At 66.6% G+C, this 25,479-nt stretch carries 25 protein-coding genes; 15 read left to right on the top strand and 10 right to left on the bottom strand.

Going from position 1 to position 25,479, the window contains the following annotated elements; all coding sequences use genetic code 11:
- Positions 1 to 159: 159 nt before the first annotated feature.
- The 4 genes from A1351_RS14940 (at position 160) to A1351_RS14925 (ending at position 3,508) form a co-directional block, all read left to right on the top strand.
- Positions 160 to 357 carry an aa3-type cytochrome c oxidase subunit IV gene (locus tag A1351_RS14940; protein ID WP_245267397.1) on the top strand — a complete coding sequence of 66 codons (198 nt, stop codon included), beginning with the start codon at positions 160 to 162 and terminating at the stop codon, positions 355 to 357.
- A 124-nt stretch (positions 358 to 481) separates the two neighbouring features.
- Positions 482 to 1,612 carry a Re/Si-specific NAD(P)(+) transhydrogenase subunit alpha gene (locus A1351_RS14935; RefSeq protein WP_064033381.1) on the top strand — a complete coding sequence of 377 codons (1,131 nt, stop codon included), beginning with the start codon at positions 482 to 484 and terminating at the stop codon, positions 1,610 to 1,612.
- 45 nt (positions 1,613 to 1,657) lie between these two features.
- Positions 1,658 to 2,107, top strand: coding sequence for an NAD(P) transhydrogenase subunit alpha (locus A1351_RS14930; protein ID WP_064033380.1), 450 nt, complete (start codon positions 1,658 to 1,660; stop codon positions 2,105 to 2,107).
- Between the two features lie 3 nt (positions 2,108 to 2,110).
- Positions 2,111 to 3,508, top strand: a complete 1,398-nt coding sequence (locus A1351_RS14925) for an NAD(P)(+) transhydrogenase (Re/Si-specific) subunit beta (RefSeq protein ID WP_024881160.1) — start codon at positions 2,111 to 2,113, stop codon at positions 3,506 to 3,508.
- Positions 3,509 to 3,650: 142 nt separating this feature from the next.
- On the opposite strand, the gene holA is transcribed toward A1351_RS14925, so the two are convergent.
- The 3 genes from holA to leuS all read right to left on the bottom strand — a co-directional run bounded on the left by holA (position 3,651) and on the right by leuS (position 8,021).
- Positions 3,651 to 4,679: a DNA polymerase III subunit delta gene (gene holA / locus A1351_RS14920; RefSeq protein WP_064033379.1), complete on the bottom strand. Its 1,029-nt coding sequence runs from the start codon at positions 4,677 to 4,679 to the stop codon at positions 3,651 to 3,653.
- Positions 4,680 to 4,729: 50 nt separating this feature from the next.
- On the bottom strand, positions 4,730 to 5,236 hold the full coding sequence (locus tag A1351_RS14915) for an LPS assembly lipoprotein LptE (RefSeq protein ID WP_024881162.1): 507 nt from the start codon (positions 5,234 to 5,236) through the stop codon (positions 4,730 to 4,732).
- A 169-nt stretch (positions 5,237 to 5,405) separates the two neighbouring features.
- Complete coding sequence (gene leuS, locus A1351_RS14910; protein ID WP_024881163.1) at positions 5,406 to 8,021, bottom strand: leucine--tRNA ligase; 2,616 nt, start codon at positions 8,019 to 8,021, stop codon at positions 5,406 to 5,408.
- Positions 8,022 to 8,082: 61 nt separating this feature from the next.
- Between leuS and A1351_RS14905 the strand changes: the two genes are divergently transcribed.
- Positions 8,083 to 8,442: a hypothetical protein gene (locus A1351_RS14905; RefSeq protein WP_036309001.1), complete on the top strand. Its 360-nt coding sequence runs from the start codon at positions 8,083 to 8,085 to the stop codon at positions 8,440 to 8,442.
- 13 nt (positions 8,443 to 8,455) lie between these two features.
- Positions 8,456 to 9,130, top strand: a complete 675-nt coding sequence (locus A1351_RS14900; RefSeq protein ID WP_024881165.1) for a YggS family pyridoxal phosphate-dependent enzyme — start codon at positions 8,456 to 8,458, stop codon at positions 9,128 to 9,130.
- Here A1351_RS14900 and A1351_RS14895 read toward each other — a convergent pair.
- The gene (locus A1351_RS14895) at positions 9,127 to 9,675 is read right to left on the bottom strand and encodes a L,D-transpeptidase (protein WP_064033378.1); all 549 of its coding nucleotides are present in this window, start codon (positions 9,673 to 9,675) and stop codon (positions 9,127 to 9,129) included. The genes A1351_RS14900 and A1351_RS14895 overlap by 4 nt on opposite strands.
- An 83-nt stretch (positions 9,676 to 9,758) precedes the next feature.
- Here A1351_RS14895 and A1351_RS14890 point away from each other — a divergent pair, with 83 nt between their 5' ends.
- The 4 genes from A1351_RS14890 (at position 9,759) to A1351_RS14875 (ending at position 13,036) form a co-directional block, all read left to right on the top strand.
- Positions 9,759 to 10,415: a response regulator transcription factor gene (locus A1351_RS14890; protein WP_064033377.1), complete on the top strand. Its 657-nt coding sequence runs from the start codon at positions 9,759 to 9,761 to the stop codon at positions 10,413 to 10,415.
- A gap of 37 nt (positions 10,416 to 10,452) precedes the next feature.
- Complete coding sequence (locus tag A1351_RS14885; RefSeq protein WP_026599448.1) at positions 10,453 to 10,890, top strand: cyclic nucleotide-binding domain-containing protein; 438 nt, start codon at positions 10,453 to 10,455, stop codon at positions 10,888 to 10,890.
- A 52-nt stretch (positions 10,891 to 10,942) separates the two neighbouring features.
- The gene (locus A1351_RS25415) at positions 10,943 to 11,551 is read left to right on the top strand and encodes a hypothetical protein (protein ID WP_064033376.1); all 609 of its coding nucleotides are present in this window, start codon (positions 10,943 to 10,945) and stop codon (positions 11,549 to 11,551) included.
- 153 nt (positions 11,552 to 11,704) lie between these two features.
- A complete protein-coding gene (locus A1351_RS14875; protein WP_064033375.1) occupies positions 11,705 to 13,036 on the top strand; it encodes a DUF3422 family protein in 1,332 nt (443 codons plus the stop codon).
- A 6-nt stretch (positions 13,037 to 13,042) separates the two neighbouring features.
- Here A1351_RS14875 and A1351_RS14870 read toward each other — a convergent pair whose 3' ends face one another.
- The 3 genes from A1351_RS14870 to A1351_RS14860 form a co-directional block, all read right to left on the bottom strand.
- A complete protein-coding gene (locus tag A1351_RS14870; RefSeq protein WP_064033374.1) occupies positions 13,043 to 14,206 on the bottom strand; it encodes an AAA family ATPase in 1,164 nt (387 codons plus the stop codon).
- 26 nt (positions 14,207 to 14,232) lie between these two features.
- The gene (locus A1351_RS14865; protein WP_024881172.1) at positions 14,233 to 14,694 is read right to left on the bottom strand and encodes an META domain-containing protein; all 462 of its coding nucleotides are present in this window, start codon (positions 14,692 to 14,694) and stop codon (positions 14,233 to 14,235) included.
- 133 nt (positions 14,695 to 14,827) lie between these two features.
- Positions 14,828 to 15,823 (bottom strand): D-glycerate dehydrogenase, encoded by a 996-nt coding sequence (locus A1351_RS14860; RefSeq protein WP_024881173.1) that lies wholly within the window; start codon positions 15,821 to 15,823, stop codon positions 14,828 to 14,830.
- A gap of 245 nt (positions 15,824 to 16,068) precedes the next feature.
- Here A1351_RS14860 and A1351_RS14855 point away from each other — a divergent pair, with 245 nt between their 5' ends.
- Entirely contained in the window at positions 16,069 to 16,617 is a 549-nt protein-coding gene (locus tag A1351_RS14855) for an SH3 domain-containing protein (protein ID WP_064033373.1), read from the top strand.
- 296 nt (positions 16,618 to 16,913) lie between these two features.
- On the opposite strand, the gene irrA is transcribed toward A1351_RS14855, so the two are convergent.
- Positions 16,914 to 17,315 (bottom strand): iron response transcriptional regulator IrrA, encoded by a 402-nt coding sequence (irrA, locus tag A1351_RS14850; RefSeq protein ID WP_051592680.1) that lies wholly within the window; start codon positions 17,313 to 17,315, stop codon positions 16,914 to 16,916.
- 285 nt (positions 17,316 to 17,600) lie between these two features.
- On the opposite strand from irrA, the gene fabA reads away from it, so the two are divergent.
- From fabA to fabI, 3 genes are all read left to right on the top strand, one after another.
- Positions 17,601 to 18,116: a 3-hydroxyacyl-[acyl-carrier-protein] dehydratase FabA gene (gene fabA / locus A1351_RS14845; protein ID WP_018267877.1), complete on the top strand. Its 516-nt coding sequence runs from the start codon at positions 17,601 to 17,603 to the stop codon at positions 18,114 to 18,116.
- Between the two features lie 94 nt (positions 18,117 to 18,210).
- Complete coding sequence (gene fabB / locus A1351_RS14840; RefSeq protein ID WP_024881177.1) at positions 18,211 to 19,434, top strand: beta-ketoacyl-ACP synthase I; 1,224 nt, start codon at positions 18,211 to 18,213, stop codon at positions 19,432 to 19,434.
- Between the two features lie 21 nt (positions 19,435 to 19,455).
- A complete protein-coding gene (fabI, locus tag A1351_RS14835; protein WP_024881178.1) occupies positions 19,456 to 20,277 on the top strand; it encodes an enoyl-ACP reductase FabI in 822 nt (273 codons plus the stop codon).
- Here fabI and A1351_RS14830 read toward each other — a convergent pair.
- Positions 20,222 to 20,908 (bottom strand): response regulator transcription factor, encoded by a 687-nt coding sequence (locus A1351_RS14830; RefSeq protein WP_024881179.1) that lies wholly within the window; start codon positions 20,906 to 20,908, stop codon positions 20,222 to 20,224. The genes fabI and A1351_RS14830 overlap by 56 nt on opposite strands.
- Positions 20,905 to 21,960, bottom strand: coding sequence for a sensor histidine kinase (locus A1351_RS14825; protein WP_245291659.1), 1,056 nt, complete (start codon positions 21,958 to 21,960; stop codon positions 20,905 to 20,907). The genes A1351_RS14830 and A1351_RS14825 overlap by 4 nt, the downstream gene beginning before the upstream one ends.
- Before the next feature lie 280 nt (positions 21,961 to 22,240).
- Between A1351_RS14825 and addB the strand changes: the two genes are divergently transcribed.
- Positions 22,241 to 25,357 (top strand): double-strand break repair protein AddB, encoded by a 3,117-nt coding sequence (gene addB / locus A1351_RS14820; RefSeq protein ID WP_064033371.1) that lies wholly within the window; start codon positions 22,241 to 22,243, stop codon positions 25,355 to 25,357.
- Positions 25,358 to 25,479: the final 122 nt, after the last annotated feature.

Genomic DNA, 25,479 nt, shown 5'->3' with positions numbered 1-25,479 from the left:
GTCGCCTTGCGGCGCGCTCGATCGGCGCTGGAGTTCGGAGCGAATTCCGATCGATCGAGCCGGGCCGCCGCTCGCGCCGACGCGGTCGCCGTCCCATCCGCTGCGCAGGCCGCGACCGCGACGATTGCGACATTGCAGGAAAGCGCGCGCTCGTCTAGCATGATTCTGCTTCGCCCCTCGACGGGCGAGGCGCAAGCGCAAGAGCACGAGGGGAGAGCAATGGCCGATCATCACGAGACTTCGTCAGACATTGCGGAGCATCTCGCCACCTATAACGGCTTTCTGACGCTGCTGAAGGTGGGAACGGCGGCCAGCGTCGTGACCCTGGCGCTGATGTATTTCTTCCTCGCGCGCTAAAGACCCGGCGCGTCGATCGCCGACGCGCCGCTCCACGGGTTCCCTCTACAGTTTCTGACCGAATGCGAACCGCGCGGCCATCCGGCCACGCGAAACCGATTCTCCGCAAAATGGAGTTTCGTCAATGCGCATTGCTGTTCAAGCCGAGACTGACAAGAACGAGACGCGCGTCGCTGCGACGCCGGAAACCGTCAAAAAGTTCAAGAACCTCGGCGCAGAAGTCGTGGTCCAATCGGGCGCCGGAGCCATATCCGGCTTTTCCGACGCCGATTACGCCGCCGCCGGCGCGGCCATAGCACCGAGCGCAGCCGCCGCCTCCGACAATGCCGAAGTGGTGCTGCGCGTGCGCCGACCGGCGCCGGGCGAGCTGTCCGGCATAGCGCGCGGCGCCGCAATCGTCGCCATCGCCGATCCTTTCGGACATGAGAAAGAGCTGGCCACGCTCGCGCAAACCGGCGCAACGCTCTTCGCCATGGAATTCATGCCGCGCATCACTCGCGCGCAGGTCATGGACGTCCTCTCCTCCCAGGCCAATATCGCTGGCTATCGCGCCGTCATCGACGCCGCGGCGGAATATAGCCGCGCCATTCCGATGATGATGACGGCGGCAGGCACGGTCCCGGCCGCCAAAATTTTCATCATGGGCGTCGGCGTCGCCGGCCTGCAGGCGATCGCAACGGCGCGCCGGCTCGGCGGCATCGTCTCGGCCACCGATGTGCGGCCCGCCACCAAGGAGCAGGTGGAATCGCTCGGCGCGAAATTCATCGCGGTCGAGAATGACGAATTCCGCCAGGCCGAGACCTCCGGCGGCTACGCCAAGGAAATGTCGCAGGAATACCAAGCCGCGCAGGCGGAGCTGGTCGCGGCGCATATCGCCAAGCAAGACATTGTGATCACGACGGCGCTGATCCCCGGCCGGCCGGCTCCGAGACTCATTTCGGCGGCGGCGGCGCGATCGATGCGCGCGGGCTCGGTCATCATTGATCTCGCGGCCGAGCGTGGCGGCAATTGCGAGCTGACCAAGCCCGGCGAAACGATCATCGACAATGGCGTGAAGATCGTCGGCGCGGTCAATCTCGCCGGCCGCCTGCCAGCGACGGCCTCCAGCCTCTACGCAAAAAACCTGCTCGCCTTCGTCGAGACTCTCATCTCCAAAGAGACGAAGACTCTGGCCATCGATTGGAACGACGAATTGGTGAAGGCGACGGCCCTCACCCGCGACGGCGCCGTCATCGATTCGCGATTTGCGGCTTGATCACGCCGGCCCCGCGAGGGCCGAGCGAAGAAAGGGCGTTGGCACATGGCATCCGACACGACACAGCAAATGCTCGAAACGGCCCGCCGCGCAGCCGAAGCGACGCGGCAGCTCGCCGATCAGGCGCAATCCTATTCCGACCAGCTGGCGCAAGTGGCGGCGGCGGCCTCCTCGCACGGCCTCACAGGCGGCGTCGATCCGGTCGTCTTCCGCCTCGCGATTTTCGCGCTGGCGGTTTTCGTCGGCTATTATGTCGTCTGGTCGGTGACGCCCGCGCTGCACACGCCGCTGATGTCCGTCACCAACGCCGTCTCCTCGGTCATCGTGGTCGGCGCGCTGCTCGCAGTCGGCGTCGACCCAAAGGCCGACGCCAACGACGGCGCGTGGTGGGCGCAATGGTTCGGCTTCGTCGCGCTCGGCCTCGTCAGCGTGAATATTTTCGGCGGCTTCATGGTCACCGAACGTATGCTGTCGATGTACAAGAAGAAGGGCTGAGCCATGAGCGGCAATCTCGCGGTCCTTCTCTATCTCGCCGCCGGAATTTTGTTCATTCTGGCGCTGCGCGGCCTGTCCTCGCCGGCGACGTCGCGACAGGGCAATCTCTACGGCATGATTGGCATGGGCGTCGCCGTGGCGACGACGCTGCTGCTGCGCGCGCCGAGCTTCAGCGGATTTCTATTGATGGTGTCGGGCGTCGCCATCGGCGGCGGAATCGGGGCGTGGCAGGCGCGCACCGTGCTGATGACGGAAATGCCGCAGCTCGTCGCCTTGTTCCATTCCTTCGTCGGCCTCGCCGCGGTTCTGGTGGCGGGCGCGGCGTTCAATGCGCCGCAGGCTTTCGGCATAGGCGCGCCCGGCCACATCGAAGGGGGAAGCCTCTTCGAAATGTCGCTCGGCGCGGCGATCGGCGCGATCACATTCTCCGGCTCGATCATCGCTTATATGAAGCTCGCCGAAAAGATGAGCGGCAAGCCGTTCCTGCTCGCCGAGCGTCACACGATCAATATTCTGCTCGGGCTGGCGCTGCTCGGCTTCATCGTCCTGTTCGCGACGACGGAGAGCGGCTTCTGGCTGTTTCTCATCATTCTCGTCGCTTTCGTGCTCGGCGTGACGCTCATCATCCCCATCGGCGGCGCCGACATGCCGGTCGTCGTGTCCATGCTCAATTCCTATTCGGGATGGGCGGCGGCGGGCATCGGCTTCACGCTCGGCAATCTCGCGCTCATCATCACCGGCGCGCTGGTCGGCTCCTCGGGAGCCATCCTCTCCTACATAATGTGCAAGGGGATGAACCGCTCCTTCGTCTCCGTCATTCTCGGCGGCTTCGGCGGCGAGACGGTGGCGGCGACAGGCGCGGTGGAGAAGCGCCCGGTCAAGCAGGGCTCGGCGGAGGACGCCGCTTACATCATGCAGAACGCCGGCAAGATCATCATCGTGCCGGGCTATGGCATGGCGGTGGCGCAGGCGCAGCATGCGCTGCGCGAGATGGCGGACCTTTTGAAAAAGGAAGGCGTCGAGGTGAAATACGCCATTCATCCCGTCGCCGGCCGCATGCCCGGCCATATGAATGTGCTGCTGGCCGAGGCCAATGTTCCTTACGACGAGGTCTTCGAGCTCGAGGACATAAATTCGGAATTCGCCCAGGCCGATGTCGCCTTCGTCATCGGCGCCAATGACGTGACCAATCCTTCCGCCAAGACCGATCCGCAATCGCCGATCTATGGCATGCCGATCCTCGATGTCGAGAAGGCGAAGACGGTTCTGTTTTTAAAGCGTGGCATGGGCTCCGGCTATGCCGGCGTCGAGAATGAGCTGTTCTTCCGGCCCAATACGATGATGCTGTTCGGCGACGCGAAGAAGACCGTGGAGCAGATCGTCAAGGCGCTGGCGCATTGATCGAAGGCAGCGGAAGCGCCCCCTCCCTCACCCTCCCCCGCTGATGCGGGAGAGGGAAACGGCAAGCATTTCGCGAAATCTCGATGAAACGCGCAATCTGCCCCCTCTCCCGCGAAACGGGGGAGGGTTGGGGAGGGGGCGCTCAGCGCCGCGCGGCCTGACTGGCTATGCGCAACAGCGCGCGTCCCGCTTCCATCTCCGCCAGAGCGGCATTGGCGCGGGCGCGATGATTGGCGTCGCGCAAGGCCGGCAGCAGCGCCGCCACTTTCGCCGCGGACCAGATGCGCAAATGCTGCTCGAGCTGCGGCCGCTGCGAAAAGCCGAAACCGCTGCGCATCAAAATCGTGATCCCGAAATCCGGCCGCCCCTCGCGATCCACGGTGAGCCGCGCGCGATGCAGCGCCATCGCGTAACGCAGCGCGCCATTCAATAGCTGCCCGGCGTCGCCGCCGCCGGCGACCGCTCTGTCGAAGGCTTCGCCAGCGGCGTCGGCCTGCCCCGAGAAAGCGTCCAGCACCAAGCGATCGGAGGCGATATTGGAGGCGTGCGCGACAATATCCTCGACATCGCCGGCCTCGATCGCGCTCGCGCCATGCTTATAGAGCATCAGCTTGGCGAGCTCGGAACGGCTCATGCGGCGATCCTCGCCGAGCGCCGCCTGCAGCAGCAGCCGCGCTTCCGACGTGATGGAAAAGCCCGCCTCGCGCAGGCTGTTGTCGATCAGCGCATGCAGATCCTGCTCATCGTCTGGATTGCATTCGACAGCGGCGGCGATTTTGGACGGCTCGATCAGCTTGCGCAGCGGCGCATCGCGCTTCAGCGCGCCGGCGGTGAGCACGACGGCGCAATCCACAGGCGGCGCGGCGAGCAATTGCTCGAGCGGCGAGAGAATGGATTTGCCGCCCGTCTCGACGATGATCGCGCGCCTGCCGCCGAACAGCGGAATCGTATTGGCTTCGTCGAGCAACGACAGCGGATCGGCCGCGACTGCGTCGCCGCTCATCTCCACGCATTGGAACGGATCATGCCGATCGTCGACGCGCTGCGCGACAATGGCGAGCGCGCGCTCGCGCACGAGGCCGGCGTCGGCGCCGTGGAGCAGGAACATGAAGATATTGGCCGGCGGCGCCTTCACGAAGCGCTCGGCGTCGCGGGTCTTGATGGCGGTCATGGGCGCTCGGGTAACGGCGAGTAGCGAGTAGCTCTACTCGCTATTCTCTCTCACTTCGCCAAAGCCGTCGACACCCGCGTGCGGATCATATCGGAGATGACCTTGGCGTCGCGAATCTCGCCGTCGCGCGCGGCGCGCACATTGGCGAGACGATTGCTGAAACGGTCGTAGCTGGCGACGCCGAAAGCGACGCCTTTGGTGATGACCTGCTCGTCGGCGATATTGATCAGCCTATATTCGGCGTCGACGATCACCGTCGCCGATGTCGCGCGGCCGGTGACCGTATCGAGGATCGGCGTCTGCACGCGCTCCTTCAGCTCGACCTTGAGCCGATAGCGCGGCGGAACCTCCGAGCCCGTGCCGTTCAAGGCGAAGATCAGCTCGTTGCGGACGTAATGCCCGACGCGGTCGGGAATGGGATCGACCGCGACCGCCTGCAGCTCCGCCGTGAGCGGGGCGTCGGTTCCGATGGGGCCATAGAGCGGCTGCACCGTGCAGGCCGAGAGCGCCAGAGCGGCAAAGACAGCCGGGCCACCGCTGGAAAGGGCGCGCCACACCCTCCCCTTCAGGGGGAGGGTCGGACCGCGAAGCGGTCTGGGGTGGGGTCGCTCCCGAGACTCGGGCGTCACCCCCTCCCGCTCGCCTGCGGCGATCGACCTCCCCCCTCCAGGGGGAGGTGGAAACGCCTCTTCACCCGAGGCCCCGGACAGGAGAGCACGTCGCCGTTCAAACGACCACATTGACGATCCTCTTGGGAACGAGAATGAATTTCTTCAACGGCTTGCCTTCCATGGCGCGCAGCACGGCCTCCTGCGTCAACGCCTCCTCGCGGATCGTCGCCTCATCGGCGTCATGGGCCACGAGAATCTCCGCGCGCTTCTTGCCGTTCACCTGCACCGGCAAGCTTATCATGTCCTGCGCGACGAGAGTAGGATCGGCCTCAGGCCAGGGCGCCAGCGAGACGATCTCGGAATGGCCGAGATCGCTCCAGCATTCTTCCGCCACATGCGGCGTCATCGGCGCGATCAGCTGCACGAACACATCCGCCGCCTCGCGGAAGGCGAAGGCGAGATCGGCGGAGACCGGAACCGTCTCCACCTTGTCGAGCGCCGCGGTCAGCTCATTGGCGTATTCGCGAATGCGGGCGATCGCCGTGTTGAAGCGCAGACGCTCGATATTGTCGCCGACGGCGGCGATGGTGCGATGCGTCGCCTTGCGCACATCGAGCGCCGCCGCGCCAAATTCGGCCGGCGCGCTGGCGCCGACGGGCGCTGCGGCATTGGCCAGCTCGCCAGCGAGGCGATAAACGCGCTGCACGAAGCGCCAGGCGCCCTGCACGCCCTCCTCCGTCCATACGACATCGCGGTCGGGCGGCGAATCGGAGAGCACGAAGAGCCGCGCGGTGTCGGCGCCATAGCTGGCGATAATGTCGTCTGGGTCGACCGTATTGCGCTTCGACTTGGACATTTTCTCGATCGCGCCGATCGCGACCTCCTCGCCCCCCTCGATGAGGAAGGCGCGACGGCCCTTGTCGCCGGTCTCGAAACGCAGCTCGCTGGGCGCGACCCATTTGCCGGAGGCGGCGCGATAGGTCTCATGCACCACCATGCCCTGGGTGAAGAGGCCGGCGAAGGGCTCGGCGACGCCGCCATGGCCGGTGTCGCGAATGGCGCGCGAGAAGAAGCGCGAATAGAGCAGATGCAGAATCGCGTGCTCAATGCCGCCGATATATTGATCCACCGGCAGCCAGCGTGAGAGCTGCTCCGGCGCGGCGGGCGCCGACTCATTGTGCGGATCGGTGAAGCGCGCGTAATACCAGGACGAATCGACGAAAGTGTCCATCGTGTCGGTTTCGCGCCGCGCGGCGGCTCCGCATTTCGGACAGGCGACATTCTTCCATGTCGGATGATGGTCGAGCGGATTGCCCGGCTTGTCGAAGGTCACATCCTCCGGCAGCTTCACGGGAAGATCGGCGTCCGGCACGGGCACGACGCCGCAATCCGGGCAATGGATAATGGGGATCGGACAGCCCCAATAGCGCTGCCGCGAAATGCCCCAATCGCGCAGCTTGTAATTGATCTTGCGCTCGCCCTGCGGACGGCCGTGCAGCTGCGCGGTCTCGAGGCGCTTGGCGACCTCCTCCTTCGCCTCTGCGACGGTGAGCCCGTCGAGGAAGCGCGAATTGACGAGCCGCCCCTCGCCGTCGAAAGCCGTCTCACTGACGATGAGAGTCGCAGGATCGACGCCCTCCGGGCAGACGACCGGCGTCGCGCCGAGGCCGTAAGCATTGGCGAAATCGAGATCGCGCTGGTCATGCGCCGGGCAACCGAAGATCGCGCCCGTGCCGTAATCCATCAGGATGAAATTGGCGACATAGACGGGCAGCACCCAAGAGGGATCGAAGGGATGCACGACGCGCAGGCCCGTGTCATAGCCCTTCTTCTCGGCGGTCTCGATCGCCGCCACCGACGTGCCGATATGGCGGCACTCTTCCGCAAAGGCGGCGAGCGCCGGGTCGCTGGAAGCCGCGGCGCGGGCAACCGGATGGTCCGGCGCCAGCGCGACGAATTTCGCGCCGAACAAAGTGTCCGGCCGCGTGGTGAAGACCTCGATCTCGCCTGTCGGATCGCCGGCGATGGCGAAGCGCGCCAGCAGCCCTTCCGAGCGGCCGATCCAATTGCGCTGCATCAGCCGCACCTTCTCCGGCCAGCGATCGAGCGTGTCCAACGAGGTGAGAAGATCGTCGGCGTATTTGCCGATGCGCAGGAACCATTGCGTCAGCTCGCGCTGCTCCACCAGCGCGCCAGAGCGCCAGCCACGGCCCTCCACCACCTGCTCATTGGCGAGCACCGTATGGTCGACCGGATCCCAATTCACCTTGGACTGCTTGCGATCGACGAGGCCGCCGGCGAGGAAATCCAGGAACAGCTTCTGCTGATGCTTGTAATAGGCCGGATCGCAAGTGGCGATCTCGCGCGACCAGTCGAGCGACAGCCCCATGGATTTGAGCTGCGTCCGCATCGAGGCGATATTGGCGTAGGTCCAGGTCGCCGGATGCGAGCCGCTCTGCTGGGCGGCGTTCTCCGCCGGCAGGCCGAAAGCGTCCCAACCCATGGGATGCAGCACGTCGAAGCCCATGGCGCGCTTATAGCGGGCGATGACGTCGCCCATGGAGTAGTTGCGCACATGGCCGACATGAATGCGCCCCGACGGATAGGGGAACATTTCGAGCACGTAATATTTCGGCTTCGCCGCATCCCCGGAGGTGAAAACCTGCCGCTCGTCCCAAATCTTTCGCCATTTGGGCTCGGCCGCGGCGAAGTCGTAGCGTTCTGGTCTCATGGGTCCGAGCGGTCCTGATCGAATTGTGGAGTTTCGCCTGTAATGCCGGGCGGGGCGGGGCTTGTCAAAGGCGCCTCTCGCCGGGAAGCAGGGCGCGTGCTATATCCGGGCCATGTCGGCGCAAGTGCTCTTCAACCCCCTCGCCTATATCGACCGTCTCACCCGCGGCGGCTTCTCGCCCGAGCAGGCGCGCGCCTCCGCCGAGGCGTTGGAGACGGCTTTCTCCGAGAGCGTGGCCACAAAGGCGGACGTCGGGGATGTTCGGCACGACATGGAATTGCTGAAGCGCGACCTCGCCGAGGTGGAAGGACGGCTAAAGCTGGAAATCTCTCAGTCCAAGACGGATATTCTCCGGTGGGTGTTCGGCTTCAATCTGGTTCTCATCGGCGCTATTTTCACTATTTTGAAATTCGTCCGCTGAGGCCGAAACTCCCATGACCGTCGTCGATCGGCTGAACGCCGCCAAGGACGCCATCTCCACTCGCGCCCGCGATTGCGGCCGCGATCCGGCCGAGATCACCCTCGTCTGCGTCACCAAGACCTTTCCGGCCGAGGCGGCGGTTCCGCTGCTCGAGGCCGGGCATCGCGTCTATGGGGAGAACAAAGTGCAGGAGGCGCGCGCCAAATGGGGCGAGCTGCGCCAGCGCTTTTCCGGCGTCGAGCTGCATCTCATCGGCCCGCTGCAATCCAATAAGACGCGCGAGGCGGTCGAGACCTTCGACGTCATTGAAAGCGTCGACCGCCCCAAGATCGCCGAGGCCCTCGCCGAGGAGATGCGCCGCCAGGGGAAGCGCTTGCGCCTTCTCGTGCAGGTCAACACGGGGGCGGAGCCGCAAAAGGCCGGCGTCCTGCCGCAGGAGGCCGACGCCTTCATCGCGGAGTGCCGCGAGAAGCATGGGCTGGAGATCGCCGGGCTGATGTGCGTTCCGCCGGTCGGCGAGCAGGCCTCGCCGCACTTCGCCCTGCTCGCCGAGATCGCCGCCCGCAACGGGCTGAAAGAGCTTTCCATGGGCATGAGCTCGGATTACGAGCTCGCCATTCAGCTCGGCGCCACGCATGTCCGCATCGGCTCGGCCATTATGGGCGAGCGCGACTATTCGAAGCCTTAATCGACGACAATGCGGACGCCGGCGGCGAGACGCGGCAGCAGCCGCGCCATGTCGCGCGCCCGCAGCGCCACGCAGCCCGCGGTCGGCCCCAGCGTCTGCGTCGCTATATGGAAGAAAATGGCGCTGCCGCGCCCCAGCACGCGCGGGCGGATGTTGTAGTCGAGCACGCCGACGACATCATAGAGCCGATCCGCCCGCCAGAGCCGCTCATGGCCGAGCGGCGTTTTCCCATGCAACGGCCGGTTATAGAGAAAGGACCGCGCGTCGTCGCACCAGAGATCGTCCGGGCGGACGAAGCGCGCCGCGACGGCGCGAGGCGCCGCGACCCGGCCGCGCCGCAGATAGACAGAGAGCAGCGTGAAGCTCCCGGCCGGCGTCGCGCCATCGCCCTCGCGCTTGCGGCGCGTGATACCAGAGCGGCCGAGCGCGCAGGCAAGGACGAGATCGCCGGCGATCAGCCGACCCTCATGCGGACGGCCGCCGATCCGCCGCGCCACCTTCAGCGTCGACACGCCGCCGTAATGGCGGGAAGACCCCTGCGTCATGAACCTTCTCCGTCGCCGCGCGCCTTGAAAGGCGCTCGTCCTTGGCCGATCATGGGCGCGAGAGCCCAGTCCCGGAAGCGCCAATGACGGAAGCGTCGACGCCGCGCAAGCGCAACATATTGCTCCTCGCCGGCGCGGGATTGCGCGCATCCCTCACGGAGCAGCTCGCCCGCTATCCAGAATTCGCGGTCGCGCCCGCCGCCTCCGCGCAGGAGGCGACGCGCCTCTTGGCCGAGGGCGGCTGCGACATAGTGCTCGCCGAGGCAGAGAGCGGCGAGGCCTTCGCTCGCTCGGCGAGCGAGCGCTTCCGTGGTCCGGTGCTTCTCATCGGCGCGCCGAGCATCCCCGACGCCTGCGACTATATCGCGCGGCCGTTTCGTTTCGCCCATCTTCTCGCGCGGCTGCGGGCGACGGACGAGCGCGAGCCGCCCATTGTCGCGATCGGCGACTTCCGCTACCGGCCCGGCGCCTTCGAGCTGACCGACGCCGCGCAAAGGCGCCTGCCGCTCACCGAGAAGGAGGCCGAGATATTGACGCGCCTCGCCGCGGCGCGCGGCGCGGTAGTGACGAAAGACATGTTGCTGCGCGAGGTTTGGGGCTATCATCCGACGGTGACGACGCGCACGCTGGAGACTCATGTCAGCCGGCTGCGCCGCAAGATCGAAACCGACCCCGCCGAGGCCCGCCTTCTTCTCACCGAAAAGAACGGCTATCGGCTGGTCTTCTCCCCCGCGCGCTGACCGCGCGGCGAGACGCCCCGAGGAAAGCAGCCGGGACATGGCTCTCGACGACGATATCGCCAATCTGAGGCGCATTCCTCTGTTCGAGGATTTCGAGGTCGAGGCGCTGCGCCTTCTGACCTTCAGCGCCGAGACGAAATTGCTGCGCGCCGGCGACGCGCTGTTCCGCCGCGGCGAGCCTTCCGACGGCGGCTATATTCTGACCAATGGCTCCATCGCGCTCGAGAAGCACGATGACGGACGCCCCGCCGCTAAAGTGCTGCGGCCCTTCGCGCTGATCGGCGAGACAGCGCTGATCACCGAGACGACGCGCCCGGTCACGGCCATAGCGCGCGAGCCGGCGACCATCCTCAAGATCACCCGCGCGCTCTTCCTGCGCATATTGGAGGAGTTCCCCACCACGGCGACGCGCGTGCGCGCCCGCGTCGCCACGCGCCTGACGCAGCTGGCGCAGGAGCTGAAATTCGAGGCTTGAGCCGGCCGCTGCGAAAAAAATCTGTCTCGTGTGTCGTCGTAAGGAGGAGAAAATGCAAAATCCGTTGAAATCCGGCGTTTTCGCCGCGATCGGCGTGACGATCTCCCTCGTTCTGCTGTCTCCGGCCGATGCGCTCGCCGGCGTCACCAGCGTCGCGAGCAAATCGGTCGTCTCGCCGCCGTCCGCAGTCGAGGCGGCGCATTACAGCAGCCGCCAGCATCGTCACTATGTGCGCTACGCGAATCATCGTCGGCCGATTCGCCGGCACCATGCGCTGCGCTACTACCGCTATGGCTATGATCCCGCGGCCGCGGTGATCACCTCGGCGGCCGCCGGCGTCATCGCCGCCGGAGCCTATTCGCCCTACTACGCCTATCCCTACGGCGGCTATGGCTATGGCTATCGCTATCCCTCTTACGGCTATGGATGGGGCGGCGGGCCGGTCGTCTATGGCGGCGGCTGGGGCTATCGCCCTCGTTACGGCGGCTGGGGCGGCGGCGTCCATCATGTCGGCGGATGGGGCGGCGGATGGGGCCATGGCGGCTTCCACCACGGCGGATTCGGTCATGGCGGCTTCGGTCATGGCGGATGGGGCGGCGGCGGCTTCCATCATGGCGGCTTCGGCGGGGGCTTCCATGGCGGCGGCTTCCATCATCGCTGACCGGCGCCGCTGACGGCGAGGCGGCGACGCCTCGCCTTTTCGTTCGTTTTGTCGCACTCCCGCGGCAGGCTCCCTCGCTATTCTCGAAAGCGATTCGGCGAGGCCCGCGCCCGCCGGGGAAAAGCGAAACGAAACGAAACGAAAGAGAGAGAAATGGCGTCAGACCAGGAGAGCGACGCGCCCATCGCCGGACGCTTCGCCGAGCACGAGGCCCGCGCCGCCGTCCTCGCCGAGCTGCATGCGCGGCCTTTCCTGCCGATCACGCTGCCGCAGCGCGTCTATCATTTCGCCTTCGCCACCAATGAGGAGGAGGCGCGCGCCGATCGCGCGGCCCTCGCCGATCTCTGCCGCGCCCATATGCTGGTTCCGCGCCCCGGAGACGCCAAATTCCAGCGCCTCTCGATCGGCGACTGGCGGCTGCGCTGGGAGCAGCATACGGAATTCACCACATACACTTGGTCGACAGACAAGGACTCCGGCGAGCCCTTCACCCATCCCGATCCGCTCGGGACCGGGGAAATCGCCTTTCGCGCGCCGGGCCGGCTGATCGTCGCCACCCATCTCTGCGCGCTCGAGAGCGGCCATTCGCACGAGCCCTATGTGGGGCTGTTCAACTCGCAGAGCCTCTGCGTGATCCGCGCCGCCAAGGGCGCGGCCCATGTGATGACCGATTTCGCGGTCGATCCTTTCGGCTTCACGCGACTTTTGGTGAAGGAGAGCGCCATTGGCGCGCTGGAGACGGGACGGCTGATCCAGCGCGTGCTGGAGATAGAGACCTATCGGACGATGGCGCTGCTCGGCCTGCCGGAGGCGCGCAGCGCCGGGCCGGAGCTGCGCGCCATGGAGCGCGAGATCTCCGACATCACCCAGGCGCTGAGCCAGACGCAGGACATGCGCACCAGCCGCGAGCTGCTGAAGCGGCTGAGCGATCTTCTGGCGCAGAGCGAGGCGCTATCGACGCGCACGGCCTTTCGCTTCGGCGCGAGCCGCGCCTATCACGCCATCGTCAAGAACCGCCTCAACCTCCTGCAGGAGGCGAAGGAGAGCCAATATACGACCATATCGGCCTTCTTCAGTGCGCGGCTCGATCCGGCGATCGAGACCTGCAACGCTTTCGAGACGAGGCAGGCGCGCCTCGCCCGCCAGGTGGAGCGCGCCACCGATCTGATGCGCACCGGCATCACCTTCGAGATGGAGCAGCAGAATCGCGATCTGCTCGACGATATGAACCGCCGAGCGCGCTTGCAGATGCGCCTGCAAAAGCTGGTCGGCGGCCTCTCCATCGCGGCGCTCAGCTATTATGTCGCCGGCCTCTCGCTCTATTTCTTCAAGGGCATGAAGGACGCCGGCGCCCTGCCCTTCGGCTTCACCGGCGAGGAAGCGGCGGCCGCCGCCATGCCCTTCGTCATTTTCGGCGCCTGGGCCTTCTGGCAGCGCGTGAAGCGCCTCTCCGCCAAGGCGCAGGAAGAAGAGAAGGTGAGCTGACGCGCGTCAACGCTTCGGCCATTCCCAGCGCGGCCGGAAGGCCTCGCCGGCGAGGCGCGTCTCGCCGAAATCCTTGGTCAGCTCGATCGCGCGCGAGTCCGGCTCGCTTACGAGCAGATCGGCCAGCTCGCGGCAATGCGTCACCACGACGATTTGCGATCGCTGCGCCGCGGCGGCGATGAGCCGCGCCAGGGCGGGAATGAGATCGGGATGCAGGCTCGCCTCGGGCTCGTCCAGCGCCAGCAACTCGGGCGGGCGGGGCGTCAGCAGCGCCGCCACCAGCATCAGATAGCGCAAGGTTCCGTCCGAAAGCTCCGCCGCTTTCAACGGCCGCAGCAGCCCGTGCTGGCGCATGGCGAGCTCGAACCAGCCGTCGCGCGTCTCGATTTCTATGGCGGCGCCGGGAAAAGCGTCGTCCACGGCCCGCGCGAGCCCCGCCTCATCGCCGATTTCGAGAATGGTCTGCAACGCTGCGGCGATGTCCGCCCCATCGTCGGCGAGGATGGGCGTATGCGTGCCGACCTGCGGCCTTCGGCAGGGCGCCTCCACATCGGTCCGCAGGCAATCATAGAAGCGCCAGGACTGGAGCTTTCGGCGCACGGCGATCATCTCCGGCGCGGCGCGCGGATCGGAGAATTCGGTCATCATGCTCTCGAAATCCGCGATCGGCGTCGGAATCACACGCCAGGCGCCGCTGTCGTCCACGGCGCGCAGGCCCGGCCCATGGCGATCGACCAGCAGGGCGGAAGGGCGGAACAAAGGCCCGGACCAGACGCATTCGCGCTTGATCGCCGGATCGAGCAGAAAGGCCGATGTGCTGAGGCCGGGCGGCGGGAAGCCGAGATCGACGGCGTAGGAGAGATCGGCGGCGCCGAAGCCGAGCCGCAAATGCACCGACCTCTTGCGCACCAGCCCTTGCACCGGATGGCTGCCGGCGCGCACCGCCCGACCGATCTGCTCCGGCCCGGCCCAGAGGGTGGACTGAATGCCGCCCTCCCGCGCCAGAGAACTCACCAGCCGGCCGCGGGCTGTGTCGGCGAGAAGGCGCAAAGCACGGTAGAGGCTGGACTTTCCGCTACCGTTGGCGCCCGTCACGACATTGAGCCGCGCGAGCGGGAGGATCAGCTCCCTCAGCGAGCGATAGCCGGAGACCGCGAGGATCTCGAGCATTGCGCGATCCTCACGTCAGCCGCTCGTCAGAGCGAGCGGGTGAAGCGCAGCACGCCGCCCTTGGCGCCCTTGAGAATGAGGTCGGAGCCCTGCAGGTCCCAGAAGGGGCCGGACAGCATCACCTGCCAGAAGTCACGCTCGATCGCCTGCAGCGCCGGATCGCATTTGGCGTCGGCGACGGCGGGCATGGCCTTGGGGCCGAGCCGATTGCCGCCGACGACAAAGACGCCCGACCAGGATTTGCAGCCCGAAAAACCCGTGCCGCGCATCGTCGTGTCGATGCGAATCCAAATGTCGGCAGGCGGAGCCTTGCCGTTTATGTCCTTGAGATTGAAAATATAATTATGCGGGAACGGCTTGTAGTTCGGCGGCGGCTCCTGCGCCGTCGCCTCCTGCTGATCCTTCTCCTTTTGCGCCGGCTTGCCCTTGGCCAGCGCGGGGCCGCAGGCGGCGAGGCCGACCAGAAGCACGGTCAGAAATCGTCTCATCCTTCGATCCTTGTTGAGAGCGACTCTCGAGCGAATCGCATCAGGAGAATGGCGCGCGTCTTGTGGTTTTTTTCCGAACGGAAAAGCGCCGGAAAAACTCCGACGCGCGCAGGCGAGAAGCGGAAACGCGCCCTCACAACATGCTGGGCAGAACGCGATCCGGCGGGCGGTGCCCGTCCATGAAAGTCTTGATGTTGATGATGACTTTCTCGCCCATGTCGACGCGGCCCTCATTAGTGGCCGAGCCCATATGCGGCAGCAGCGTGACCTTGCCGGCCTTGGCGAGCTTGACGAGCTTCGGCGAGACGGCCGGCTCATGCTCGAAGACGTCGAGGCCGGCGCCGGAAATCTCATCCGCCTCCAGCATGCGGATCAGCGCATTCTCGTCCACGATCTCGCCGCGGGCGGTGTTCACGATGATGGCGTGCGGGCGCAGCTGCTTCAGCCGCCGGGCCGAGAGCAGATGATAGGTCGCCGGCGTATGCGGGCAGTGGATCGACAGAATGTCGATGCGCGCCAGCATCTGGTCCAGCGATTCCCAATAGGTCGCCTCGAGCTGATCCTCGATCTCGACCGGCAGGCGGCGGCGATTGTGATAATGGATGGAGAGGCCGAAAGCGCTGGCGCGGCGGGCCAGCGCCTGGCCGATGCGGCCCATGCCGACAATGCCGAGGCGCTTGCCGGTGATGCGATGGCCGAGCATCCAAGTGGGCGACCAGCCGCCCCAGGAGCCGTCCGGAATCGTGCGGGCGCCCTCGACGAGGCGGCGCGCCACGGCCAGGATGAGGCCCATTGTGAGATCGGCCGTGTCCTCGGTGAGGACGCCGGGCGTGTTGGTGACGGTGATGGAGCGGCGCAGCGCCGAGGCGACGTCTATGTGGTCGACGCCATTGCCGAAATTGGCGATGAGCTTCAACTGGTCGCCGGCCTGGCCGATGAGGCCGGAATCGATGCGGTCGGTGATCGTCGGCACCAGCACATCCGCCGTGCGGACGGCCTCGACGAGCTCCTCATGGGTCGCCGGCCGGTCGCTCACATTGAGGCGCGTGTCGAAAAGCTCGCACATGCGGGTTTCGATCACCTCGGGGAGCCGACGTGTCACCACGACGAGCGGCTTCTTTTTCGCCATCTTCCCCTTCGTCCTCCCGCCTCGCGCGACTAAGCTCTCCGGCGCGCCCGAAGGCACGTTCCGCCGGATCGAGCCTTCGGAGCGGTTTCGACGTCTCTTCAACCAGGTCTTAACGACGATGGATGAAAAGAGCCTTTCGCCGCCCGCGCCCCTTTCCCATCGGACTTCCTAGCAGATGGCGGGACAAAGACAAGACGAGGCGTCGTTCGCAACTGCGAAGGGCGCGCTCCGGGAGAAGAGTAGAAATGGACGCAAAGCCCCTTTTGAGCCGACGCGCGGCCGCCGCGATCCGCCTCGCCGTCGATCTGCTCGCCGTCTTGACGCTGCTCGCCATCGCGCCGGCGAGCGCCGACGCGCAGCAGCAGGTCGGCTCGGCGTCCGGCCTGCCGCTGCCGCGTTATGTCAGCCTCAAATCGGACCGCGTCAATCTGCACGAGGGGCCAAGCAAGGAGCATCCGACGCTCTGGGTCTTCGAGCGCGCCGGCCTGCCGGTTGAAATCACCGCCGAATTCGAGACCTGGCGAAAAATTCGCGATTCGGAGGGAACCGAGGGCTGGGTGCTGCATTCGCTGCTCTCCGGCCGCCGCACCGCCCTCGTCGCACCCTGGAAGAAAGAGCCGGTCCTCGCCTACGCCAGCGATCATGCGACGGCGGTGGCGAAACTCTCGCCCGGCGTCGTCGCCAGCCTGCGCCGCTGCGACGGAGTCTGGTGCCGCGTCTCGGGCGACGGTTTCGACGCCTATGTGAAGCAAGAGGGCCTTTGGGGCGTCTATCCGGGGGAGAAGGTCGAGTGAGGCTTGTCGCTCCGATCAGGCCGACTCGGATGGGCGATTTCTACCTCCCCCACGAGGGGCGCACATCCTCCTCGCCACCGCGACGTCATGGCCGGGCTTGTCCCGGCCATCCACGCCGTCACGTCGAGGCGTCTTAGAAGCTTGGTGTGACGCCGAAGCTCCGGCGGCGCCCGACGTGGGATGAAATCCGTCGAGGGCGGGCCGCTTTCCTTTGGTTTCTCAGCTGATTGGCGTGGATGGCCGGGACGAGCCCGGCCATGACGGCCGCAGCGTCTCGCGATGTGCGAATCCGACCGTCAGCCCTCGTCCTTGCACAGGCGGACCACCACATCGACGCGGGCGATTCTCATGCCCGGCGGCGGCGCCGGCAGGCTGGCGACGTCGACATGGGCGCCGGGGATATCGACGAGCCCCTCGCCCTCGACCAGGAAATGATGATGCTCCGACACATTGGTGTCGAAATAGACGCGCGCGCCGTCCACCGCGATCTCGCGCAGCAGGCCGACATCGGTGAATTGATGCAGCGTGTTGTAGACGGTGGCGAGCGAGACCGGCAGATCGGCGGCCAGCGCCTCCTCGAAGAGCTTCTCGGCCGTCACATGGCGATCGCCCTTGCCGAACAGCAGCCCGCCCAGCGCCACGCGCTGACGCGTCGGCCGCATGCCGGCCGCCATCAAGCGGCTGCGCAGCCGCCGCATGGCGTCGCTCGGCGCCCGCTCGGAGGTTTCGATCGTGAATTGCTCGACCGTCATTCGCCCGTGCTTCCCGCCCCGCATCTTGTCTCTTTCGTTACAATAGGGAAGCTCGGCGGCAGAGACAATCTTTTCCTCCGCGGGCCGCTGTGGACCGATGAAAGCGCTCTTGAAAGCGCTCTTGGAGCCGCGCGCCCCCTTTGACCCGGCCGGCGCCTATGTTAACGAATGCGGCTTCCGGCCCACGACGCGGCCGGAAATCGTCACGTCAGAGACGCAAGAAGGAACATCATGAGCGAACGGCGCTCGTCTTTCGGATATGAGGATCTGCTCGCCTGCGCGCGGGAAGAGCTTTTCGGCCCGGGCAACGCCCAGCTTCCGCTGCCGCCCATGCTCATGTTCGACCGAATCACGGAAATTTTCGAAGAGGGCGGCGCCCATGGCAAAGGCTATGTGCGCGCCGAGCTCGACATCAATCCGAGCCTCTGGTTCTTCGACTGCCATTTCAAGGGCAATCCGGTGATGCCGGGGTGCCTCGGAGTCGATTCGCTGTGGCAGCTCACCGGCTTTTTTCTGGGCTGGCTGGATCTGCCCGGCCGCGGCATGGCGCTCGGCGTCGGCGAGGTGAAGTTCAGCGGCCAGGTGCGGCCGCACAATAAGCTCGTCCGCTACGGCGTCGATTTCAAGCGCGTGTTCAAATCCAAGCTCGTCCTCGGCATAGCCGACGGCTGGGTGGAGGTGGACGGCGAACGTATTTACGAAGCGAAAGACCTGAAGGTCGGTCTCGCCAAGCCCGAAGCCGCGTGACGGCCTGACGGAACGCCGATCGAGGGCGCGCGAGACAATCGCCAAATCCAGACGGGACAGACTAAAGAGCCCGCCGGCGCGAGGGAGTTCGGACATGAGAAGAGTGGTCGTGACCGGCATGGGCGTCGTTTCGTCCATCGGCAACAATACGCAGGAAGTCGTCGCCTCTCTGCATGAGGCGAAGTCGGGCATCGTCAAGGCGGACAAATATGCCGAGCTCGGCTTCCGCTGCCAGGTGCATGGCGCGCCGACTCTCGACCCGTCGACGATCCTCGACCGCCGCGCCATGCGCTTCCACGCCATGGGCACGGCCTGGAATCATGTCGCCATGGATCAGGCGATTCTCGACTCCGGCCTCGCGCCGGACGAAATCTCCAATGAGCGCACCGGCATCATCATGGGCTCGGGCGGTCCTTCGACCAAAGTGGTCGTCGAATCGGCCGATATCGCCCGCACCAAGGGGCCGAAGAAGGTCGGCCCCTTCGCCGTGCCCAAGGCCATGTCCTCCACCGCCTCGGCGACGCTCGCTACCTGGTTCAAGATCAAAGGCGTGAACTATTCCATCTCCTCGGCCTGCGCGACGTCGAATCATTGCGTCGGCAACGCCTATGAGATGATCCAATGGGGCAAGCAGGACATTATGTTCGCCGGCGGCTGCGAGGAGCTGGAATGGGAGCTCTCCGTTCTGTTCGACGCCATGGGCGCAATGTCCTCCTCCTATAACGACCGCCCGGCCACCGCCTCGCGCGCCTATGACAAGAATCGCGACGGCTTCGTCATCGCCGGCGGCGCCGGCGTGCTGGTCCTGGAGGAATATGAGCGGGCCAAGGCGCGCGGCGCGAAAATCTACGCCGAGATCGCCGGCTATGGCGCGACCTCGGACGGCCATGACATGGTCGCCCCTTCCGGCGAAGGCGCGATGCGTTGCATGCGCCAGGCGCTCGCTGGCGTGAAGACGCCGATCGACTACATCAATCCGCACGCCACCTCGACGCCCGTCGGCGATCAGAAAGAGATCGAGGCGATCCGCGAGATCTTCGGCCGCGGCGACAAATGCCCGCCGATCTCGGCGACGAAATCGCTGACCGGCCATTCGCTCGGCGCGACCGGCGTGCAGGAGGCGATCTATTCGCTGCTGATGATGCAGAACGGCTTTATCTGCGAGAGCGCCAATATCGAGGAGCTCGATCCCGAATTCGCCGATATGCCGATCCTGCGCCAGCGGCGCGACAATGTCGCTCTGCGCGCCGTGCTCTCCAACTCCTTCGGTTTCGGCGGCACCAATGCGTCGCTGGTGTTCAAGCACCCCGACGCCTGACGAGAATAGGACCAATCAAAGATGACGGTTTCAACGGGCCTCATGCAGGGCAAACGCGGCCTTGTCATGGGAGTCGCGAATGATCATTCCATCGCCTATGGCATAGCGCGAGCGCTGGCGCGGCACGGCGCCTCGCTCGCCTTCACCTATCAGGGCGAGGCGCTCGGCAAGCGCGTCCGCCCGATCGCCGAGGAGCTCGGCTCCAATCTGGTGATCCCCTGCGATGTGGAAGATATCGCGTCCCTCGATTCCGTCTTCGCGCGGCTGCAGGAGGAATGGGGCGAGCTGGATTTTCTGGTCCATTCGCTCGCCTATTCCGACAAGAGCGAGCTGAAAGGCCTCTACGCGGACACATCGCGCGAGAATTTCATCCGCACCATGGTCATCTCCTGCTTCTCCTTCACCGAGGCGGCGAAACGCGCCGCGGCGATGATGAAGAATGGCGGGACCATGCTGACCGTCTCCTTCGGCGGCGGCACGCATGTGATGCCCAATTATAACGTCATGGGCGTCGCCAAGGCGGCGCTCGATTCCTCCGTGCGCTATCTCGCGGCCGATTATGGCGCGCGCGGCATTCGCGTGAACGCCATCTCGCCCGGCCCTGTCCGCACCATGGCCGGCGCCGGCATCACCGGCGCGCGCGCGATGGGCGCCTTCCAAAAGGCGCATGCGCCTTTGCGCCGCATGATCACGCTGGACGAGATCGGCGGCTCGGCGCTCTATTTCCTGTCGGAGCTGTCGGGCGGCGTGACCGGCGAGATTCACGTCGTCGACGCCGGCTACAACATCATGCTGCAGCCGCGCCCCGAAGATTTGAACGGCGGCGCCGCATCGGCGGATTAGGCTCGCGCCCTTCGCTCGCCTTGACGCTGGCGGCGATCACCGAGAGCCGCGCCAGCTCGACCAGCGTGCCGATATTGGCCTTGGCCATGATATTGGCGCGGTGCAGCTCCACCGCGCGCAATTCGAGGCCGAGCCCTTCCGCTATGTCGCGGCTCGGCCGGCCTTTGGCGACGCCGGCCAGCACGCGCCGCTCATCCTCGCTCAGCCCGCCGAATCGCGCGAGCGCGGCGCGAGTCTCGGCGTCGATGTCGCCCTCGCCGCGCCGCGCCGCCAGCGCGCGCCGCACGGAGGCGAGCAGCGCCTCGTCGTCGAAGGGCTTTTCCAAAAGATCGCTGGCGCCGGCCGCCATCGCCTCCACCGCGAGAGAAGCCCCGGCGCAAGCGGTGATGATGACGACGGGAGGCGTCGCCCCGGAGGCGCGCAGGCGCCGCGTCAGCTCGACGCCGGACATATCCGGCAGCCGCATATCGGCGACGATGCAGCCCGTTGTCTTCGGCCCCGCCTCGGCGAGACATTCCTCCGCCGCGCGATAGGCGCGCGAGCGAAAGCCTCGCGAGCGGAACATCAGCGTCAGCGCGTCGCGGATCGCCGGATCATCGTCCACGAGGTGCACGAGCGGCGCTGGTCTCATAGGCTGGCCCTTTCCGCGAGAGGAAGTGTGAAGCTGAAAATCGCGCCGCCGCGCGGATTGGGCTCGGCCCAAATGCGTCCGCCATGCGCCTCGACAATCGAACGGGAAATCGAAAGCCCTATGCCCATTCCGCTCGCCTTGCTGCTGCGGAAGGGCTGAAACAGCGCGCCGGCGCCGTCCTTCAGACCATGGCCAGTGTCGGCCACATCGAGCCGCGCATAGCCGTCGGCGGCGGAGGTGGAGAGCGACAGCTCGCGCCGCGGCGCGCCCTCCATCGCCTCGACGGCGTTGCGCATGAGATTGACGATGACCTGCTGGATCTGCACGCGATCGGCGAGAACCTCGTCATTCTCGGCCTTGGCGGCGACGCTGATCTGCGCGCCGACCTGGCGAGCGCTGGCGACGCCCAGCGATTTCGCCTCCTCGACCAGAGCGCTGAGGCTCTGAACCGTCTTCACCGATTCGCCGCGGGTGACGAACTCGCGCAAGCGGCGCACGATATCGCCGGCGCGCATCGCCTGCGCCCCGGCCTTGTCGAGAATATCCTCGACCTCGCCGCTCTGCTTGGGCTTACGCTGCAACAGCCAGCGCGCGGTGCGGACATAAGTGGCGATGGCGGAAAAGGGCTGGTTGATCTCATGCGCCAGCGCGGCGGCCAGTTCGCCCATTGCGGCGAGCCGCCCGGCATAGGCGAGCTCCGAGCGCAGCTCGCAGAGCAGCGCCTCGGCGGCGCGCTCCTCGGTGAGATCGCGAATCACGGCGATGCGTTGGCGAACGGGGCCGCGCGTCTCATTGACGGCGAGCGAGATCGGGAAGGTCGAGCCGTCGTCGCGGCGAGCGAGGCCGTCCGACCGCCGTTCCCCCGCCGCGATACGGCTCTGAGGCAGCAGAAGCGCGGCCTCCCGGCCGAGCAGCGCCTCGGCGGAGCAGCGAAACAGCGCGCCCGCGGCGCCATTGACGCCGACCACCACGCCCTTGTCGTCGATCGACAAGACAGCGTCCGACAGACATGCGAGGACGGCCTCCAGCCGCGCCGCCTCGGCATGGCGCAAATCGTCCCCGCCCCCCGCGGCGCGGCGCGAAGGCCGCGTCGACGCAGAAGTCTCTCGGAGCTCGGCGTGCGAATCGCTCGACGATCGGTCCATCGGCGAGATCCCTCGAAACCTATTCGCTCTCGAAAAAGCCAGCGCGCCGCCAAACCATCGCCACGGTCGCCGCCCCGGAGTATTCTCCTCTCCTAGCGGGTTTCAATTCCGCAATCACGCGCAATACACAGAATTCAGATGTGAATTGCTCCGCTTGTGCTTTCTTTCCACCCGCCGAGTAGAAAAAATGGCGCCTCGCTACGTATTTTCCATAGCCCCTGGCGCCTCCTTTCTCGGCGCCTTCACGCGAGCGCTGCTGGATGGCGCGATCATCCCCGGCCTCTCACGCGAGAGCGGGCCGCTGGCTCTGGCCGCCACCACGATCTATGTGCCGACTCAGCGCGCCGCGCGAGCTTTGGCGGCGCAGTTCTCCACCGCGATCGAGGCGCCGGCGGCGCTGCTGCCGCGCATATTGCCGCTCGGCGATCTCGACGAGCAGGAGGCCTCGGCGCTGTTCCACGCCGATCTCGATTCGGGCGAGGACGCGCAGGAGCTGGCGCTGGCGCCGGCGATAGAGGAGCTGGACCGCAGGCTGATCCTCGCCGAGCTTGTGCTGCAATGGGCGCGCGCGCTGCGCCACGCCATCGTCTCCATCGACCCGACCGGCGCGGTCGAGCACGACCCGCGCGAAATGCTGCTGATCGCCCCCTCGCCCACCAGCGCCTATGCGCTCTCGGGCGAGTTGGCGCGGCTGATCGACGAATTCGCGATCGAGAAGCTCAGCGCCGGCGCGCTCGCCGGTCTCGCGGAGGAGGCCTATGACCGCTTCTTCGCGATCACCGCCAATTTTCTGAAAATCGCGCTCGAGGATTGGCCGAACATGCTCGCCGCCCGCGGCCTCATCGACCGCGCCGCGCGGCAGACGGCTCTGATCGAGGCGCAGATCGCGCATCTCGAGCGCGGCGGCGCGCGCGGCCCGGTGATCGCGCTCGGCTCCACCGGCGCGCATCCGGCGACGGCGCGCCTTTTGGCGGCGATCGCGCGAATGGAGCGCGGCGCGGTGATTCTGCCCGGCCTCGATCTCGAGCTGGACGAAGCCGCCTGGCGCCGCGTCGGCGACGATGGCGAGAACGAGCGCGACGAGCCGAGCTTCACCCATCCGCAGACTTTGCTGAAGCGTCTCCTCTCCACTCTGGGCGTCACGCGCGAGGAGGTCCGCCCCCTCGGCTCCGCTCCGCCCGTGCTGCGAGCGCGGACGCGGCTGCTGGCCGAGGCGCTGCGCCCCGCCGATTGCACCGATTATTGGCGCGAGTTCCGCGCCGCTGCGGCCGAGGGCTTCCCGAATGCGCTCGCCGGCGTCTCCTTCGTCGAGGCGGCGGACGAGCGCGAGGAGGCGCTGGCCCTCGCCCTTTCCATGCGCGAGGCGCTGGAGACGCCGGGCCGCACGGCGGCGCTGATCACGCCCGACCGCGACATCGCCCGCCGCGTCTGCGCCGAACTCGCGCGCTGGGGCGTGGAGGTCGACGATTCGGCCGGCCGCCCGCTCGGCGCGACGCCGATCGGCACGCTGGCGCGGCTCGTCGCCGCCACCGCGGAGGACGGCGCCTCGGCCATAGACGCCGCCGCTCTGCTCGCCCATCCGCTGACGCGCCTCGGCCTCGAGCGCGCGGAGATCGAGCGCCTCGCTCCGCTGGTCGAAATCGCCGTGCTGCGCAATGTCGAGAGCGGCGGCTCCTTCGCCGCAATGGCCGCGCCGGCGCGCCGGCTCGCCGAAGAGACGCACGCCCATCCGGCGCTGAAGCGCATTTGCGAGGAGGATTGGCGCGCGATCGAAGATCTGCTCGCCCGCCTCGACGAAGCGCTTTCACCCCTCGCCGCGCTCACGCCGGAGGCGCGCCTCGGCGAGCGGGCGCGCGCCCATGCGCTGGCGCTGGAGAAAATCGCCGGCGAGGAGCCCGCGGGCGAGGGCGTCGAGCAATTGCTGCAGCTCTTCGACGCGCTGGAAGCTTCGGACAGCGCGCTCGTCTTCGACGCCGCCGGCTACGCCTCCTTCTTCGATCGCCTCGCCTTCGAGGCGAGCGCGCCCAGCCCGCGCCGGGCGCATCCGCGCCTCAAAATTCTCGGCCTGCTGGAAGCGCGCCTGCTCGACGCCGATCTCGTCCTGCTCGCCGGCCTCGACGAGACGATCTGGCCGCCGCAGGCCGAATCCGGCGCCTTTCTCAATCGCGCCATGCGCCGGCAATTGGGCCTCTCGCCGCCGGAGCGCCGCATCGGCCAGACCGCGCATGATTTCGCCATGGCCTTCGGCGCCCCGGAGGTCGTCGTGAGCCGCGCGAAAAAGCGCGACGGCGCGCCGACCGTGGTGTCGCGCCTCATCGCGCGATTGGCGGCGCTTTCTGGCGAGGCCTTTGCCGCCTGCAAGGCGCGCGGCGATGAAAAATGCGCGCTCGCCGCCGCACTGGATCGCCCGCAAGAGATTCGCGCCATCTCGCGCCCGCTGCCGCGCCCGCCCGTGGAGCTGCGGCCGACGCGGCTCAGCGTCACGCGCGTCGAAAAATTGCGCCGCGATCCCTATTCCGTCTTCGCCGAATATATTCTGCGCCTGCCGCCCTTGCCGCCGCTCGGCGCGCCCAAGGGCGCCCGCGAGATCGGCGTCGCCGTTCATGCGGCGCTGGCGAAATTCCAGGAGGCGCATCCCAAAGGCCCGCTGCCCGAGGATGCGCGCGCGCTTCTCGTCGATATCGCGCGCGCGGAGCTGGGCGAGTTCCTGGACGATCCGTCCTTCCTCGCCTTCGATTGGCCGCGCATAGAGGCCGGCCTCGATCATGCGCTCGCTTTCGAGCGTGAACGCCGCGAGCAGGCGCGCGAGATTTTCATCGAGAAAGGCGCGGCCTGGCGGCTGACGCTCGCCGATGGCAGCGTCTTCACCCTCTCCTGCGTCGCCGATCGCATAGAGGTGGATGCGAGCGGCGAAGCTTTCGTCTTCGATTACAAGACCGGCAATCCGCCGACCGCCTCACAAGTCGGCGCGGGCTTCTCGCCGCAGCTGACATTGGAGGCGGCGATGATCGAGGCCGGCGCCTTCGAATCCATCGGCGCGCCGCGCGTCGCAGGCGCCGCCTATGTGCGGCTCGGCGGCAAGACCGGCGGCGAGACGCAATGGCTGAAATTCAAGGACAAGAGCTTTGGCGACGTCGTCGCCGAGCATCGCGCCAATCTCTTCGTGCTGCTGAATCAGTTTCGTCTCGCCGACACGCCCTATCCCTCGCGGCCATGGGTGGAGTTCGCCTCGCGCTACAGCGATTATGATCATCTCGCGCGCGTGAAGGAATGGTCGCGCGAGGGCGGCGGCGGCGAGGAGTGACGCTTCGCCGCGAAGCTGCGAAGCGTTCACCATGTTCCTCGAGGCTTCGGCAAGGAATCGGCGGCCCATTTTCGCCGCTCCCGATTCGGACGGGGTTTGTGCGCGTCTCGTGCCGCAATTCC

The sequence above is a fragment of the Methylosinus sp. R-45379 genome (genome assembly GCF_001644125.1).
Taxonomy (GTDB): Bacteria; Pseudomonadota; Alphaproteobacteria; order Rhizobiales; family Beijerinckiaceae; genus Methylosinus.
The sequence above is the reverse complement of the archived record's forward strand: the minus strand, read 5'-3'. Positions and strand labels throughout refer to the sequence as shown.

Bases quoted from the DNA above. Each gene is read 5' to 3' on its own strand.
- irrA (WP_051592680.1), bottom strand. From the start codon at position 17,315: ATGCGGCGGCTGCGCAGCCGCTTGATGGCGGCCGGCATGCGGCCGACG.
- A1351_RS14925 (WP_024881160.1), top strand. From the start codon at position 2,111: ATGAGCGGCAATCTCGCGGTCCTTCTCTATCTCGCCGCCGGAATTTTG.
- A1351_RS14890 (WP_064033377.1), top strand. From the start codon at position 9,759: ATGACGGAAGCGTCGACGCCGCGCAAGCGCAACATATTGCTCCTCGCC.
- A1351_RS14940 (WP_245267397.1), top strand. From the start codon at position 160: ATGATTCTGCTTCGCCCCTCGACGGGCGAGGCGCAAGCGCAAGAGCAC.
- leuS (WP_024881163.1), bottom strand. From the start codon at position 8,021: ATGAGACCAGAACGCTACGACTTCGCCGCGGCCGAGCCCAAATGGCGA.
- A1351_RS14885 (WP_026599448.1), top strand. From the start codon at position 10,453: ATGGCTCTCGACGACGATATCGCCAATCTGAGGCGCATTCCTCTGTTC.
- A1351_RS14895 (WP_064033378.1), bottom strand. From the start codon at position 9,675: ATGACGCAGGGGTCTTCCCGCCATTACGGCGGCGTGTCGACGCTGAAG.
- holA (WP_064033379.1), bottom strand. From the start codon at position 4,679: ATGACCGCCATCAAGACCCGCGACGCCGAGCGCTTCGTGAAGGCGCCG.
- A1351_RS14935 (WP_064033381.1), top strand. From the start codon at position 482: ATGCGCATTGCTGTTCAAGCCGAGACTGACAAGAACGAGACGCGCGTC.
- A1351_RS14855 (WP_064033373.1), top strand. From the start codon at position 16,069: ATGGACGCAAAGCCCCTTTTGAGCCGACGCGCGGCCGCCGCGATCCGC.
- A1351_RS14875 (WP_064033375.1), top strand. From the start codon at position 11,705: ATGGCGTCAGACCAGGAGAGCGACGCGCCCATCGCCGGACGCTTCGCC.
- fabB (WP_024881177.1), top strand. From the start codon at position 18,211: ATGAGAAGAGTGGTCGTGACCGGCATGGGCGTCGTTTCGTCCATCGGC.
- A1351_RS14830 (WP_024881179.1), bottom strand. From the start codon at position 20,908: ATGAGACCAGCGCCGCTCGTGCACCTCGTGGACGATGATCCGGCGATC.
- fabA (WP_018267877.1), top strand. From the start codon at position 17,601: ATGAGCGAACGGCGCTCGTCTTTCGGATATGAGGATCTGCTCGCCTGC.
- A1351_RS14900 (WP_024881165.1), top strand. From the start codon at position 8,456: ATGACCGTCGTCGATCGGCTGAACGCCGCCAAGGACGCCATCTCCACT.
- A1351_RS14930 (WP_064033380.1), top strand. From the start codon at position 1,658: ATGGCATCCGACACGACACAGCAAATGCTCGAAACGGCCCGCCGCGCA.
- A1351_RS14865 (WP_024881172.1), bottom strand. From the start codon at position 14,694: ATGAGACGATTTCTGACCGTGCTTCTGGTCGGCCTCGCCGCCTGCGGC.
- A1351_RS14870 (WP_064033374.1), bottom strand. From the start codon at position 14,206: ATGCTCGAGATCCTCGCGGTCTCCGGCTATCGCTCGCTGAGGGAGCTG.
- addB (WP_064033371.1), top strand. From the start codon at position 22,241: ATGGCGCCTCGCTACGTATTTTCCATAGCCCCTGGCGCCTCCTTTCTC.
- A1351_RS14860 (WP_024881173.1), bottom strand. From the start codon at position 15,823: ATGGCGAAAAAGAAGCCGCTCGTCGTGGTGACACGTCGGCTCCCCGAG.
- fabI (WP_024881178.1), top strand. From the start codon at position 19,456: ATGACGGTTTCAACGGGCCTCATGCAGGGCAAACGCGGCCTTGTCATG.
- A1351_RS25415 (WP_064033376.1), top strand. From the start codon at position 10,943: ATGCAAAATCCGTTGAAATCCGGCGTTTTCGCCGCGATCGGCGTGACG.